Below are 14,099 nucleotides of genomic sequence, written 5' to 3'. Positions count from 1 at the left end.
GCTCAGATCTCCATTGCTGTGATCTTGGTGGTGCGCGGCAGGCAGAGTAAGCGATTGCCCGATGTCAGCACGATGTCGATGCCGCGCGGGAAGAGCCCGCGGTTTTCGGTCCAGAGCCGCAGGAAAGTCTCCGGCAGGCCGACAGGCGCGATTTCCGTCACACTCTGAATCCCGGGACCCATCAGCGCCAGCCTGCGCCCACCCTCGAGTGCGGAAAGTTCGATCACGAGCGTCGTCGAACGGTCGGGATATTCCTGCGTGCCTGAGGCGAAGAGGCTGAAGGGGCAAAGCGTGGTACCGGCTTCCGTGAAGGCGAAGCGTGCCTCGGCCTTCTCCGTGGTCAGCGGCGCGCCGGTGTGGAAACCGAGCCAGTCCGGCACGGCCGATTTCGCAAGCCCCTGGGAAAGCCAGACTGGTGTGTCGTGGTCGCAAAGTGTGAGCGCGATCGCGCCAGCGGCACTGCCAAGGGGGGCCGGCGGCGCGGCCTCGGGCTGGACGGTCTGGATCATGCCGGGGCGGGCCATGCCGTCCATCAGCATCTTGAAGACACTTTGGGCGTGGAAGACCGGGTCGGCAAAGCCGCCGGTCAAGGCTTCTATCTTCAGGCCCATCAGTTGTCTCCCCTGACCATGGTGAAGAAGTCGACGCGGGTGGCCGCCGTCTCCTCCGCCTTGCGGCGTTCGGCCGTGGCGAGCCGCTCAGTGATCGGCAGAAGCAATGCCTGTTCGACGAAATCCTGCGTCGCCTCGTCCTGCCACATCGCATCGAAGATCGCTGCCAGCCGGGCCTTCTCGCGATCGGTGCCGAGCGCCTGGGCATGACCGACCGAGCCGGAGTCGAGCCGGACCGTGGCCCGGGTCACCGTCACTTCGCCGAGATTGAAGGGAGCGCCGCCGCCGCCGATGCGGCCGCGGACCATCACAAGCCCGGTCTCCGGCCCGCGCACCGGATGCGCCGCAGGCTTTTGCGGCAACGCATCCCAGACTGCCGAGAGTTCGCTGCGTTCCGCGCGCGCCAGCAGATCGGCGGCGCGTTTGCGCCCGGATGCCGTCTGTGACGCAGCGTCTGTCCTGTCCGCCGATATCATCGCCGCTTCCCTTTAAATGTCTATTGATATAGACAACCATACAAGCTATACTTAGTCCTAAATCGATGTCGTGACAAGCGTGTGACATCGGGCGCGGGAAATGGCGGGAACGAATGGCGGGATTGAAGCAAGTGCAAAGGCAGACCGGCGTGGCGCTCTGGCGTCAGATCGCTGACCGGATTCGCGAGACGATCGGCAACGGTACCTATGACGAAACGGGAATGGTGCCGCCGGAAACGGTCCTGGCACTGCAATTCGGCGTCAACCGCCACACGGTGCGCAGCGCCCTGGCGGCCTTGGCGCAGGAGGGGATCGTGCGCGCCGTACAAGGTCGCGGCACGCTGATCGAGCGCAAGGAGCGGCTGAATTTTCCGATCACCCGGCGCACCCGCTTCACGTCAGGCATCGGCGATCAGGCGCGCGAGATGCGCAGCCTACTGCTCGATGAGGTGCAGGAGGAAGCAAGCGCCGAGGTCGCCCGCTGGCTGGGTCTGAAGCAGGGGGAGCAGGTGATCCGTCTGGAAACATTGCGTCAGGCGGACAAGCGGCCGGTTTCAAAAGCGACGAGCTGGTTTCCCGCCGCACGCTTCGCCGGGATCGGCGAGGCCTATCGCAAGCGCGAATCGATCACCAAGGCCTTCGCCGATCTTGGCCTGTCGGATTATGTCCGTGCGACGACCGAAGTGACGGCCTCCCATGCGAACACGGCCGATCTGGCCGATCTGGAGCTGACGCCCGGCGCGATCCTGCTGATCGCTAAGGCGATGAACACCGATCTTGACGGTCTGCCGGTGCAATATTCGATCAGCCGCTTTGCGGCCGACCGAGTGCAGTTCACGATTGAGAACTGAGGGCAGCCTTCCCTGTCGGAACAGGGAAGGCAAATTGCATTCAGTGCGCGCCGGACATGTCGCCGAGCACTTCCTTTGACGCCACGGTCGAATCCGCCTTCAGCTTGTAGACCATGGGAACGCCGGTTGCGAGATTGAGGGCAAGCACGCCTTCCTTGGTCAGCTTGTCGAGCACCATGACCAGCGAACGCAGCGAATTGCCGTGGGCGGCGACCAGCACTTTCTCGCCCCGAAGCACGCGCGGTAGGATCTCGGTAAGGTAATAGGGCCAGACGCGGGCGCCGGTGTCGCGCAGGCTTTCGCCGCCGGGCGGCGGCACGTCGTAGGAACGGCGCCAGATGTGCACCTGTTCCTCGCCCCATTTGGCGCGGGCATCGTCCTTGTTGAGGCCGGAGAGGTCGCCATAGTCGCGCTCGTTCAGCGCCTGGTCGCGGATCGTAGGGAGATCCGGCTGGCCGACCTTGTCGAGGATGAGCTTCAGCGTGTGCTGGGCGCGCACCAGCACCGAGGTATAGGCGACGTCGAACTTGATCCCGTATTCTGCGAGTGCGGCGCCGCCGGCATTGGCTTCCTCGATGCCGAGCGCCGTCAGATCGGGATCCTTCCAGCCGGTGAAGAGATTCTTCAGGTTCCAGTCACTCTGGCCGTGGCGAACGAGGACGAGGGTTCCGCTCATGAATATGCCTCCGATATGTCGTTATTGGGAAGAAAGCCCGAGCACGTCGAGCATGGAATAGAGACCCGGCTTCTTGTCGCGCGCCCAGAGTGCGGCCTTGATGGCGCCGCGCGCAAAAATCGATCGGTCGGCAGCGCTGTGCGACAGGGTGACGATCTCGCCTTCGCCGGCGAAAAGCACCGAATGCTCGCCGATGACGGAGCCGCCGCGCAGCGTCGCAAAACCGATCGTGCCGGCTTGCCGAGCGCCCGTATGGCCGTCGCGTACGCGGACCGATTTCGAGGCGAGATCGATATTGCGCCCCTTGGCCGCGGCCTCGCCGAGCAGAAGGGCGGTGCCGGAAGGCGCATCCACCTTGTGCTTATGGTGCATTTCCAGGATTTCGATGTCCCAGTCATCGGGTTCGAGCGCCCGCGCAGCCTGCTCGGCGAGCACGCTGAGCAGATTGACGCCGAGGCTCATATTGCCTGACTTGACGATGCGGGCATGGCGGGCCGCAGCAGTGATCCTGGCATTGTCGTCGTCCGAGCAGCCGGTCGTGCCGACGACATGGACGATGCGGGCCTGCGCGGCCAGCCCCGAGAATTCTACTGTCGCGGCGGGCGAGGTGAAGTCGAGCACACCTTCGGCGTCGAGGAAGGCCTGGAGCGGATCGTCGCCGATGATGATGCCGCTCGGGCCGAGACCGGCAATCTCGCCGGCATCCTTGCCGATAAAGGGTGAACCGCTGCGCTCGACCGCCGCATGCAGTGTGGCGCCCTCGATGGAATGGATGAGCCGGATCAGTGTCTGCCCCATGCGCCCGGCTGCGCCAACCACCACCAGTTTCATCGCAGCATCGCTCATGTCAGTTTCACCAGGTCAGTTTGAATCGGAGGCCGAAGGCCTCTGCAGATTGTTGAGGCGAGCGTAAAGACCGTCGCTGACCTTCGCAAGCGTCTCGTGATTGCCTTCTTCGACGACGCGGCCCTGCTGCATGACGACGATCTTGTCGGCGCGAACCACAGTCGAAAGCCGGTGAGCGATGACGACGACGGTGCGCCCGGTCATTGCCTCGTCGAGCGCCTTTTGCACGGCCGCTTCGGATTCGGTATCGAGCGCCGAGGTCGCCTCGTCGAGCAGCAGGATCGGCGCATTGCGCACCAGCGCGCGCGCAATTGACAGCCGCTGACGCTGGCCGCCCGAAAGCGTCACGCCATTTTCGCCGACCGGCGTGTCGTAACCCTGCGGCTGCGCTGCGATGAAGTCATGCGCATATGCAAGCCGAGCCGCGTCTTCCACGTCGGCATCGGTCGCTTCCGGTCGGCCGTAGCGGATATTGTCGCGGATCGTGCCCTCGAACAGGTAAGGCTGCTGCGAGACATAAGCGAGCTGATGGCGCAGTGATTTCTTGGTGATGTGGGCGATGTCCTGCCCGTCGATCAGGATCTCGCCCTCGCGCGGATCGTAAAAGCGCGGAATGAGGTTGATGACCGTGGATTTGCCGGCGCCTGAAGGACCGACCAGCGCCGTGGTCGCGCCGCCCTCGGCGATGAAGCTCACACCGCTCAGCACGCTCTCACTGCCGTAGCCAAAGGAAACATTGCGGAATTCGATCCGGGCTTGCGTCACCGTCAGCGGCTGGGCATCCGGCAGGTCGCGTTGGCGCGGCTCCATGTCGAGCAATTCGTAGATCATTCGCGCATTGACGACGGCCCGCTCCATCTGCACCTGCAGTCGGGCAAGCCGGCGGGCCGGATCATAGGCAAGCAGCAGCGCCGTGACGAAGGAGAAGAAGGCGCCCGGCGGCACATTGTAGTAGATCGAGCGGTAGGCGGCATAGGCCAGCACGCTGGCGACGGCAAAACCCGCGAAACTCTCGGTCAGCGGAGAGGTGCGTTCGGAAAGCCGGGCAATCCGGTTCGCCCTGTTTTCGGCACCCTTGATGAGCTTGGTGACCTTGCGTTCCAGCTCGTCTTCCATCGTGAAGGCTTTCACGATGGCGATGCCCTGGATCGTCTCCTGCATGGCGCCGAGAACGTGGCTGTTCAAATGCACCGCCTCGCGGGTCGCCGAGCGCAGCCGCTTGGAAACGTAGCGCAGCGCATAAAGCAGCGGCGGAGCCATGATGAACACCGCAAGGCTGAGCAACGGATCCTGGAGGATCATCACCGCCAGCAGCGACACGAAGGTCAAAAGGTCGCGCACCGTCGAGGTGATCGTCAGGTTGAGCACGTCGCGGATGCCGCTGACGTTTTGGCTCACCTGCGCGGCGATATGGGCTGAGCGCGCCTCGCTGAAGAAGCCGACTGACAGCGTCATCAGATGCGAATAGAGTCGGCGCTGGTAACGCGCGACGATGTCGTTGCCGACCTTGGACAGCGCCACCGCCTGGCCGTAGCTCGCAAAGCCGCGCAGCACGAAGGCGATGAAGATCGAAAGACAGATGATCCAGACGACATCGGCGCGCCGGTTGGCGAAGGCCTCATCGATGATCGCCCGCATGATCCAGGCGGTAAACGCCGTCGAAAGCGCCACGACGATCAGGCAGGCAATCGCAAAGACATAGCCCCAGAGATGGTCGCGGCCGTTTTCAGCGATGATGCGCTTGAGGATGCCGGTTACGGTATCGCTGCTGACGCTCTGCGTTCTGCTTTCCGCCGCTTCCAAATATCGGGTTTCCTGTCTCGCGCCAAACGCGGCGCAGGGTGCGACGCGTACTTTTGCCGGCTCTATAAAGAGTTGGGATTGGTTTGGCTAGAGCGCCGCCCGCCCGGATGGCGCGCGCGCCGGGCTCAGCGCCGCCAGCGGCGGCCTTCCGTCGAGACGCCGAAATTCGCCGGCATGCGGGCGTAGGAGGAAAGCCCGGCAAGCGCTGCCAGCGGATGCGTCACCACATAGGTCGGGATGGTGCGAAGCAGCGCCGTATGCGGCGCCTTGTCCTCGAAGGCCAAGCGGAATTCCGGCCTCCTCAGCGCCGGCAGGATCTTCTGCGAGATGCCCCCGGATAGATAAACGCCGCCGCGCGCCATGAACACCATCGCCATGTCGCCCGCCACCCGGCCGAGATAGGTGGCAAACAGCGAGACGGTCTCGACCGCTGCCTTGTCGCTGCCGGCAAGCGCGTGCGAAGTGATGTCGGCGGGATCCTTCATGGTCGGCTGGATGCCGTCGACCACGCAGATGGCATGATAGAGGTTGACGAGGCCCCGCCCGCAAAGGATCTGCTCGGCCGACACGCGCCCTTCGATCGTCTCGATGTGCGGGAAGATTTGATAGTCGCGCTTGCTGCGCGGTCCGAGATCGACATGGCCGCCTTCACCGGGAACCGGGATCCAGCTGTGCTGGGCATGCACCAGCCCGCCGACGCCGAGCCCGGTGCCGGGTCCGAGCACGACGCGCGACGCGATCATGTCGCCAGTGGCGTCGCCGATGCGTTCGCGGTTCTCATCCGAAAGGGCGGCGACTGCGAGCGCCTGCGCCTCGAAATCGTTGACGACCAGCACGTCCTCCATACCGAGGCCCTCGATCATCGTCTTTGGCCGCACCACCCAGGCGCAATTGGTCAGCGGGATCTCGTCATCGTTGATCGGGCCGGCGACGGCAAGGATCGCCGAGCGCGGCTGCACGGCGGTCTTGTCGAGCACCCCCTGCTGGATCGCCGCGTCGATCGTGGCGAAATCCGCCGTGCGCACGTTCGGAAACTGTTTCGGCTCGGCATAGGCATCGGTCAGGATGGAGAAGCGGGCATTCGTGCCGCCGATATCGCCGATCAGGATCGGGAAAGGCAGCGGAGCGGTGCTGTGGTTCGGTTTTGGCATGGCCGGTTCCGTGCTGATCAGGCTTCGAGTGTGGGAAGAAGTTTTATAGCGGTCGCGTGATTGAGCGCCATCGGAATATCGTAAACGATGGCGAGCCGCATCAGCGCCTTGACGTCGACATCGTGCGGCATTGGCGTCAAGGGGTCGACGAAGAAGATCAAGGCCCTGACCTCGCCGGTCGAAATCAGCGCGCCGATCTGCTGGTCGCCGCCGAGTGGTCCGCTTTTCAATCTTGTGACATCGAGATCCGGAGCTGCGACGAGCACGCGCCCGCCGGTCGTGCCGGTGGCGACGATCTTCCAGCGGGAAAGAATGTCGCTGTGGGCGCGGGCGAACGCCGCCATGTCGTCTTTCTTCTGGTCATGCGCAATCAATGCAAGGCATTTGCCGCCGGCCATGAATCCTATCTCCGCCCAAGCAATTCAATCGATTTGACCGCTTCTATACCAAGAGTTTGCGATTTGAAAGACAGCGCCCTTTCCGTCCGCCTCGGCCGTTCTCATTGGATCGCTGGCTTGTCGTTCGGAACCGGGCCGACATCCGGCAGTGCCTCATCGGGATCGGCGGCCGGCTCTGCTACCGGAGCAGCAGTCAGCGCGCTTGCGGCGGAGGGCCCGCCATAGGTGGCGGCCTGCATCGAGGCAACGGACGCGGCATCGAGCACGGCGGCACAGGCTTTCGGCAGGTCGGAAACCATCATTTCACGCGGCGGTTTCGGCGGCTTGGCGCCGGGCTTTGGCGGTTTTGGCGCGGCCCAGGGGGCGGGCGTGAACCACCAGGCGAGCGACTTGTCGCAGCCGTCGCCGGCGGCAACAGGCGCCTGCGGCGTGCATCCGGCAGCGCCGGCCGGGCATTTGATGCGGATGTGGAAATGCGAGTCATGACCGTATTCCGGCCGAAGCTTGCCGAGATTGGTGCGGTCGCCCGTCCAGGTGTCGCACATTTTCTTCTTGATCGCCGGGTTGACGAAGATGCGCTCGACCTCGGGATAGCTTGCCGCCAGCATCAGCAGCCGCGCCCGCGATTGCGTCCACACATTAGGGTCGACGGTCAGGAACTTGTCCTTTTGCAGCATGGTGGTGAAGGGCAGGTCCTCGCGTTCCTTTGCCGTCATGCGGCGCGCCGGCATCGGCGTAAACCAGACGTCGGCATCGAGGCCAATCTGGTGCGAGGCATGACCGTTGAACATCGGCCCGCCGCGCGGCTGCGCGATGTCGCCGACGAGAAGGCCCGGCCAGCCGGCATATTTGACCCCATCCTGTGAAAGACGTTCGAGCAGCGAAATCATCGCCGGGTTGCCCCAGCGTCGATTGCGCGAAAGCCGCATCGCCTCCCAGGTCGGCCCGTCGGCCGGCAGCGCCACCGCACCGGTCATGCAGCCCTTGGCGTAAAACCCGATCGGCTGCGCCGGTCCCTGAGTCGGCAGGCCGACGGCGCCGAACTGGCCCTTGGCGCTGCCGGGGCTCGGCGTCTTCTGTTCGGCCCCGACATCGCCGGCCGCAAGGCTCGCGCCGATTGCCCCGGCAAGCGTCAGTTTGCCGAATGTCTTGAAAGCCTGAGCGAAGCCGAAAGCCATGCTGTTTCCTTGAGAAGTGATTTGCGTTCGAATCTATCGTGAAAAGTGATTTTGGTGAATCGATGTTTTGGCTGGCGGGGATAGGCGGCGGCGGTGACGGATCGCCGCAGCGTTGCACCGCAAGTTGCGAGGGGGGTGACACCAACGGCTCAAATTTTCGCGAGTCCGGCAAAAACCAAACTCTCACCTGTTTTTCGCCTGTATTTTTCGTATTGTCGAACCCACCAATAATGAGGGGAAAGCGTGAATGGCGGCTTTGTGGTCGAAGATCGGTTTGTTTGTATCGCTGACGGGCGTCTTGGCGCCCATGACGGCAACGGGTCAGGACCAGCCGTTTCGGATCGGCAGTTCCGTCATCAGTGAGATGAAGTACAAGCCGGGCTTTGCGCATTTCGACTACGTCAATCCCAATGCCCCAAAAGGCGGAGACCTGCGCCTTTCTGCCAGCGGCGCCTTCGACACCTTCAATCCTATCCTTGCTAAAGGCCAGATAGCGGCAGGGCTCTCGCTCGTCTACGACACGTTGATGAAGCCGACCGATGACGAGCTCCTTGTTTCCTATGGTCTGCTTGCTGAGGGCCTGTCCTATCCGGATGACGTCTCAAGCGCGACCTTTCGCCTCCGCAAGGAAGCGAAATGGGCGGATGGCCAGCCGATAACGCCCGACGACGTGATCTTCAGTCTGGATAAGACGAAGGAGTTAAACGCTGCCACCGCGAACTATTATCGCCACGTGGTGAAGGCCGAAAAGACGGGCGACCGCGACGTCACTTTCACCTTCGACGAAAAGAACAATCGCGAGCTCCCGAATATTCTCGGCCAGTTGGTGATCGTGCCGAAACATTGGTGGGAGGGGCAGGGGCCGGACGGCAAGCCGCGCGACATCTCAAAGACGACGCTCGAGCCTGTGATGGGATCGGGGCCTTATAAGATCGCATCCTTTTCGTCCGGCGCGACGATCCGTTATGAACTGCGCGACGATTATTGGGGCAAGGATCTCAATGTGAATGTCGGCCAGAACAATTTCCGCAACGTCATTTACACCTATTTCGGCGACCGGGATGTCGAGTTCGAAGCCTTTCGCGCCGGCAATAGTGACTATTGGCAGGAGACAACGGCGTCCCGCTGGGCGACGGGTTATGATTTTCCGGCGGTGAAGGACGGACGCGTCAAGAAAGAAGAGGTTGCAAATCCGCTGCGCTCCACCGGCATCCTGCAAGCGCTCGTGCCCAATATGCGGCGTGACCTCTTCAAGGATGAACGGGTCCGTGAGGCGCTGAATTACGGCCTCGATTTCGAGGAGCTGAACCGGACCGTTGCCTTCAACAGCTACAAGCGCATCGACAGCTACTTCTGGAACACCGAACTCGCCTCCTCCGGCCTGCCGCAGGGGCGTGAACTGGAAATACTGCAGGCCATGAAGGACAAAGTTCCGCCTGAGGTCTTCACGACGCCCTACACCAATCCGGTTGGGGGCGATCCGCAGAAAAGCCGCGACAACCTCCGCAAGGCGATTGCATTGCTGAAAGAAGCCGGATGGGAGATCAAGAACAATCGCATGGTCAATAGCAAGACCGGCCAGCCGATGAGTTTCGAGATCCTGTTGTCGAGCCCCGTATTGGAGCGCTGGGCGGTGCCCTATGCCAACAATCTCAAGAAAATCGGCATCGATGCGCGGGTGCGCACGGTCGACGCCTCGCAAGCCGTCAACCGCGAGCGCAGCTTCGATTACGACATGATCTGGAATGTCTGGGCGGAGACGATGAACCCGGGCAACGAGCAAGCAGATTATTGGGGGTCGGGTTCGGTCGACCAGCAGGGCTCCCACAATTATGCAGGCATCGCCAATCCGGCGGTCGACGAGCTCATCCGCATGATCATCTTCGCACCCAATCGTGCGGAACAGGTCGCAGCGATCAAGGCAATGGATCGCGTATTGCTGGCAAACCACTACGTCATCCCGCTGTTCTATCGCGATACCTATAACCTCGCCTATTGGAACACGATTACGCACCCCACCGACTTCCCGACCTATGGACTGGGTTTCCCGGAAGCCTGGTGGTCCGCCTCGGCAAAATGAGCGGGCTTGCAATGCAGGGGCCGTGGGCTCCAAATGGCACGAACGAATCACGACACGCCGGCAGCGCCGGCAAGGGAAGGCTGGCGGATTGAGCGGCATTGGACTGGACGGCGGGCAGACAAGAATGAAATTTCCGGAGGCTGAAAGCTGATGGGCGCTTATGTCATTCGCCGCCTGCTTTTGATGATCCCGACCATTGTCGGCATCATGGCGATTTCCTTCATTGTCATTCAGTTCGCCCCCGGCGGGCCGGTCGAGCAGGTGATCGCCCAATTGACCGGTCAGGCCGATAGTGCCGATCAACGCCTGTCCGGCGGCGGCGATCTTCTCGGGGGCGGCGGCAGCGACGAAGGCTCCAAATATCGCGGCGCCCAGGGGCTCGATCCGGAGCTGATCGCCAAGCTCGAAAAGCAGTTTGGCTTCGACAAGCCGCCGCTGACGCGTTTCGGCGAGATGATGTGGAATTACATCCGCTTCGACTTCGGCGAGAGCTTCTTCCGCAATACCTCCGTGCTCAATCTCATCAAGGAGAAGCTGCCGGTGTCGATCTCGCTCGGCATCTGGATCCTGATCTTCTCCTATGCCATCTCCATCCCGCTTGGCATCCGCAAGGCGATCAAGGATGGATCGACCTTCGATGTCTGGACGTCGGGCGTCATCGTCGTCGGTTACGCCGTGCCGAGCTTCCTCTTCGGTATTCTCCTGATCGTGCTTTTCGCCGGCGGCTCGTTCTACGACTGGTTCCCGCTGCGTGGCCTGGTCTCCGACAATTTCGACCAGCTCGCCTGGTGGCAGAAGCCGCTCGATTATTTCTGGCACCTCACTTTGCCGCTGATCTCGCTGTCGCTCGCCGCCTTCGCCACGACGACGCTCTTGACGAAGAACTCGTTCATCGAGGAGATCAAGAAACAATATGTGGTCACCGCCCGCGCCAAGGGTCTGAATGAGCGGCAGGTGCTTTATGGCCATGTGTTCCGCAATGCCATGCTGATCATCATCGCCGGTTTCCCCGGCGCCTTCATTTCCGCATTCTTCACCGGCTCGCTGCTCATCGAAAATATCTTCTCGCTGGATGGCCTCGGCCGCCTCGGCTATCTCTCGGTGGTCAACCGGGACTATCCGATCGTCTTCGCCACGCTCTACATCTTCTCGCTGCTCGGCCTTGTCGTCAGCCTGATTTCCGACCTGATCTACACCTGGATCGATCCGCGCATCGATTTCGAGCGGAGGGATGTCTGATGGACGCCGCCGCAAATCCTGCTGTCGCAACACCCGTCAAGCCGCCGCGCAAGGGCCTGCTGTCACCGACCAACATTCGCCGCTGGCAGAATTTCCGGGCGAACGGCCGCGGTTATTGGGCACTGTGGCTGTTCCTGCTGCTGTTCATCCTAAGCCTGTTTGCCGAATTCCTCGCCAACGACCGGCCGATCGTCGCCTCCTACAAGGGCGAGATCCTGTTCCCGGTTCTGATCGACTATCCAGAGGAGAAGTTCGGTGGCTTTCTTGCCGAGACCGACTACCGATCTTCGGTGATCGCAGACGAGATCAATGCCAATGGCTGGATGGTCTGGCCGCCGATCCGCTATTCCTACCGCTCGGTCAACTCGAACATTCCGCATTCGGCGCCGACCGCCCCCTTCTGGCTGATGAGCAAGGAGGAGCGGTGCTCCGGTTATCCTGAAGGGGCGAACGATCCTGCCTGCACGCTCGGCAATCTCAACTGGCTCGGCACCGACGACCAGGCGCGCGACGTGCTCGCGCGCGTCATCTACGGTTTCCGCATATCCGTGCTCTTCGGCCTGGCGCTGACCATCTGCTCAGCGATCATCGGCGTGACGGCAGGCGCCGTGCAGGGCTATTTCGGCGGCTGGACGGATCTCCTGCTGCAGCGCTTCATCGAGATCTGGTCGTCGATGCCGGTGCTTTACATCCTGCTAATCATCGCCGCCATTCTGCCGCCCGGCTTCTTCGTGCTGCTCGGCATCATGCTGCTCTTTTCCTGGGTCGGCTTCGTCGGCATCGTGCGCGCCGAATTCCTGCGCGCCCGCAATTTCGAATATGTCCGCGCCGCCCGCGCGCTCGGTGTCAACAACCGCACCATCATGTGGCGCCACATGCTGCCGAACGCCATGGTGGCGACGCTGACCTTCCTGCCCTTTATCCTCTCCGGATCGATCACGACGCTGACCTCGCTGGATTTCCTCGGCTTCGGCATGCCGCCTGGCTCCCCTTCGCTCGGCGAGATGATCGCCCAGGGCAAGAGCAACCTGCAGGCGCCGTGGCTCGGGCTGACGGCCTTCTTCGCCATGTCGATCATGCTGTCCCTGCTGATCTTCATCGGCGAAGCCGTGCGCGATGCCTTCGATCCGAGGAAGACGTTTCAATGAGTGACATGACAGAACCGCTCCTTTCCGTCCGCGATCTCTCGGTTGCCTTTCATCAGGGCGGCCAGACCTCGCTTGCCGTCGATCACATCTCCTTCGATATCGCCAAGGGTGAAGTCGTGGCGCTAGTCGGCGAATCCGGCTCCGGCAAGTCGGTCTCGGCCAACTCGATCCTGCGGCTTTTGCCTTATCCTTCGGCCAGCCATCCCTCCGGCGAGATCCTGTTCAAGGGCAAGGATCTCTTGAAGGCGTCGGAGAGGGCCTTGCGCGAGGTGCGCGGCAACGACATCACCATGATCTTCCAGGAGCCGATGACCTCGCTCAATCCGCTTCATACGATCGAGAAGCAGATTGCCGAAATCCTGGCACTGCACCAGGGTCTGTCCGGCCAGCCGGCGCGTCAGCGCATCCTGGAATTGTTGAACCAGGTCGGCATTCGCGAGCCGGAAAAGCGGTTGAAGGCCTATCCGCACGAATTGTCAGGCGGCCAGCGCCAGCGCGTCATGATCGCCATGGCGCTCGCCAACCGGCCGGAATTGCTGATCGCCGACGAGCCGACCACGGCGCTTGACGTCACCGTGCAGGCGCAGATCCTCGAATTGCTCCGGCAGTTGAAGGCCACGCACGGCATGTCGATGCTGTTCATCACCCATGATCTCGGCATCGTGCGCAAATTCGCCGATCGCGTCTGCGTCATGACCAAGGGAAGGATCGTCGAAACCGGAACGGTCGAGGAGGTCTTCGCCAATCCGAAGCACGACTATACCCGCCATCTGCTTGCCTCCGAACCGCGCGGCGAGCCGCCGCTTGCCGACCCCGCAAAGCCGATGGTGATGGAAGGGTCCGACATTCGCGTCTGGTTCCCGATCAAGGCAGGGCTGATGCGCCGCGTCGTCGATCACGTGAAGGCGGTCGACGGCATCGATCTTTCGCTGCGTGCCGGGCAGACGCTCGGTGTCGTCGGCGAGTCCGGTTCCGGCAAGACCACGCTCGGCCTGGCGCTCACCCGGCTGATTTCCTCGCAAGGGCGGATCGCCTTTGTCGGCAAGGATATAGCCGGCTATTCGTTCAGCGAGATGCGGCCGCTGCGCAACCAGCTGCAGGTAGTCTTCCAGGATCCCTACGGGTCGCTCAGCCCACGCATGTCGGTCGGCGATATCGTCGCCGAAGGGCTGAAGGTGCATGAGCGCTCGTTGACAGCGGAAGAGCGCGACCAGCGCGTTTGCTGGGCGCTGGAGGAAGTCGGTCTCGATCCCCTGACCCGCTGGCGTTATCCGCACGAATTCTCCGGCGGCCAGCGCCAGCGCGTCGCCATTGCCCGCGCCATGGTGCTGAAACCGCGCTTCGTCATGCTCGACGAACCGACCTCCGCGCTCGACATGAGCGTTCAGGCCCAGGTGGTCGATCTCCTGCGCGATCTGCAGAAGAAGCATGACCTCGCCTATCTGTTCATCAGCCACGACCTGAAGGTGGTGAAGGCGCTGGCCAACGACGTCATCGTCATGCGTTTCGGCAAGGTGGTGGAGCAGGGCCCCTCATCGCAAATCTTCCGCGCTCCGAAGGACGAATACACCAAGGCGCTGATGGCGGCCGCCTTCAACATCGAGGCGGTGCCGACACCAGCCGTTCAGCAGTAAAGATCATC

13 protein-coding genes are annotated in these 14,099 nt (G+C 62.4%); 5 read left to right on the top strand and 8 right to left on the bottom strand.

Going from position 1 to position 14,099, the window contains the following annotated elements; translation table 11 throughout:
* Positions 1-2: 2 nt before the first annotated feature.
* Together phnH and phnG are read right to left on the bottom strand one after the other, a co-directional pair.
* Positions 3-611 (bottom strand): phosphonate C-P lyase system protein PhnH, encoded by a 609-nt coding sequence (gene phnH, locus OS035_RS07970; protein ID WP_331813602.1) that lies wholly within the window; start codon positions 609-611, stop codon positions 3-5.
* Positions 611-1,087: a phosphonate C-P lyase system protein PhnG gene (gene phnG, locus OS035_RS07965; RefSeq protein WP_183781721.1), complete on the bottom strand. Its 477-nt coding sequence runs from the start codon at positions 1,085-1,087 to the stop codon at positions 611-613. The genes phnH and phnG overlap by 1 nt, the downstream gene beginning before the upstream one ends.
* A gap of 113 nt (positions 1,088-1,200) precedes the next feature.
* On the opposite strand from phnG, the gene phnF reads away from it, so the two are divergent.
* On the top strand, positions 1,201-1,938 hold the full coding sequence (phnF, locus tag OS035_RS07960) for a phosphonate metabolism transcriptional regulator PhnF (protein WP_097628359.1): 738 nt from the start codon (positions 1,201-1,203) through the stop codon (positions 1,936-1,938).
* Between the two features lie 40 nt (positions 1,939-1,978).
* Here the strand turns inward: phnF and OS035_RS07955 are convergent, their stop codons facing one another.
* The 6 genes from OS035_RS07955 to mepA all read right to left on the bottom strand — a co-directional run bounded on the left by OS035_RS07955 (position 1,979) and on the right by mepA (position 7,990).
* Positions 1,979-2,614: a 2,3-bisphosphoglycerate-dependent phosphoglycerate mutase gene (locus tag OS035_RS07955; protein ID WP_097628358.1), complete on the bottom strand. Its 636-nt coding sequence runs from the start codon at positions 2,612-2,614 to the stop codon at positions 1,979-1,981.
* 21 nt (positions 2,615-2,635) lie between these two features.
* A complete protein-coding gene (dapB, locus tag OS035_RS07950) occupies positions 2,636-3,460 on the bottom strand; it encodes a 4-hydroxy-tetrahydrodipicolinate reductase (RefSeq protein WP_331813601.1) in 825 nt (274 codons plus the stop codon).
* Positions 3,461-3,475: 15 nt separating this feature from the next.
* Positions 3,476-5,263, bottom strand: a complete 1,788-nt coding sequence (locus OS035_RS07945) for an ABC transporter ATP-binding protein (protein ID WP_097628356.1) — start codon at positions 5,261-5,263, stop codon at positions 3,476-3,478.
* A gap of 125 nt (positions 5,264-5,388) precedes the next feature.
* Positions 5,389-6,414 carry a glucokinase gene (locus OS035_RS07940; protein ID WP_097628355.1) on the bottom strand — a complete coding sequence of 342 codons (1,026 nt, stop codon included), beginning with the start codon at positions 6,412-6,414 and terminating at the stop codon, positions 5,389-5,391.
* Positions 6,415-6,431: 17 nt separating this feature from the next.
* Positions 6,432-6,812, bottom strand: coding sequence for a methylglyoxal synthase (locus OS035_RS07935; RefSeq protein WP_097628354.1), 381 nt, complete (start codon positions 6,810-6,812; stop codon positions 6,432-6,434).
* A 101-nt stretch (positions 6,813-6,913) separates the two neighbouring features.
* Positions 6,914-7,990 carry a penicillin-insensitive murein endopeptidase gene (mepA, locus tag OS035_RS07930; RefSeq protein ID WP_097628353.1) on the bottom strand — a complete coding sequence of 359 codons (1,077 nt, stop codon included), beginning with the start codon at positions 7,988-7,990 and terminating at the stop codon, positions 6,914-6,916.
* A gap of 247 nt (positions 7,991-8,237) precedes the next feature.
* Between mepA and OS035_RS07925 the strand changes: the two genes are divergently transcribed.
* The 4 genes from OS035_RS07925 (at position 8,238) to OS035_RS07910 (ending at position 14,091) form a co-directional block, all read left to right on the top strand.
* A complete protein-coding gene (locus OS035_RS07925) occupies positions 8,238-10,070 on the top strand; it encodes an extracellular solute-binding protein (RefSeq protein WP_097628352.1) in 1,833 nt (610 codons plus the stop codon).
* A gap of 150 nt (positions 10,071-10,220) precedes the next feature.
* The gene (locus tag OS035_RS07920; protein WP_097628351.1) at positions 10,221-11,309 is read left to right on the top strand and encodes a microcin C ABC transporter permease YejB; all 1,089 of its coding nucleotides are present in this window, start codon (positions 10,221-10,223) and stop codon (positions 11,307-11,309) included.
* A complete protein-coding gene (locus OS035_RS07915; RefSeq protein WP_097628350.1) occupies positions 11,309-12,457 on the top strand; it encodes an ABC transporter permease in 1,149 nt (382 codons plus the stop codon). The genes OS035_RS07920 and OS035_RS07915 overlap by 1 nt, the downstream gene beginning before the upstream one ends.
* A complete protein-coding gene (locus tag OS035_RS07910; RefSeq protein WP_183856590.1) occupies positions 12,454-14,091 on the top strand; it encodes an ABC transporter ATP-binding protein in 1,638 nt (545 codons plus the stop codon). Before OS035_RS07915 ends, OS035_RS07910 begins: the two co-directional genes overlap by 4 nt.
* Positions 14,092-14,099: the final 8 nt, after the last annotated feature.

The sequence above is a fragment of the Rhizobium sp. 268 genome (assembly GCF_036571585.1).
Taxonomy (GTDB): Bacteria; Pseudomonadota; Alphaproteobacteria; order Rhizobiales; family Rhizobiaceae; genus Rhizobium; species Rhizobium redzepovicii.
Note: the sequence above shows the minus strand (reverse complement) of the source record. Positions and strands in the feature narration are given on the sequence as shown.

Coding starts and splice junctions, on each gene's coding strand:
- OS035_RS07915 (WP_097628350.1), top strand. CDS start 11,309: ATGGACGCCGCCGCAAATCCTGCTGTCGCAACACCCGTCAAGCCGCCG.
- OS035_RS07940 (WP_097628355.1), bottom strand. CDS start 6,414: ATGCCAAAACCGAACCACAGCACCGCTCCGCTGCCTTTCCCGATCCTG.
- phnG (WP_183781721.1), bottom strand. CDS start 1,087: ATGATATCGGCGGACAGGACAGACGCTGCGTCACAGACGGCATCCGGG.
- OS035_RS07920 (WP_097628351.1), top strand. CDS start 10,221: ATGGGCGCTTATGTCATTCGCCGCCTGCTTTTGATGATCCCGACCATT.
- phnF (WP_097628359.1), top strand. CDS start 1,201: ATGGCGGGATTGAAGCAAGTGCAAAGGCAGACCGGCGTGGCGCTCTGG.
- phnH (WP_331813602.1), bottom strand. CDS start 611: ATGGGCCTGAAGATAGAAGCCTTGACCGGCGGCTTTGCCGACCCGGTC.
- OS035_RS07910 (WP_183856590.1), top strand. CDS start 12,454: ATGAGTGACATGACAGAACCGCTCCTTTCCGTCCGCGATCTCTCGGTT.
- mepA (WP_097628353.1), bottom strand. CDS start 7,990: ATGGCTTTCGGCTTCGCTCAGGCTTTCAAGACATTCGGCAAACTGACG.
- dapB (WP_331813601.1), bottom strand. CDS start 3,460: ATGAGCGATGCTGCGATGAAACTGGTGGTGGTTGGCGCAGCCGGGCGC.
- OS035_RS07925 (WP_097628352.1), top strand. CDS start 8,238: ATGGCGGCTTTGTGGTCGAAGATCGGTTTGTTTGTATCGCTGACGGGC.
- OS035_RS07955 (WP_097628358.1), bottom strand. CDS start 2,614: ATGAGCGGAACCCTCGTCCTCGTTCGCCACGGCCAGAGTGACTGGAAC.
- OS035_RS07935 (WP_097628354.1), bottom strand. CDS start 6,812: ATGGCCGGCGGCAAATGCCTTGCATTGATTGCGCATGACCAGAAGAAA.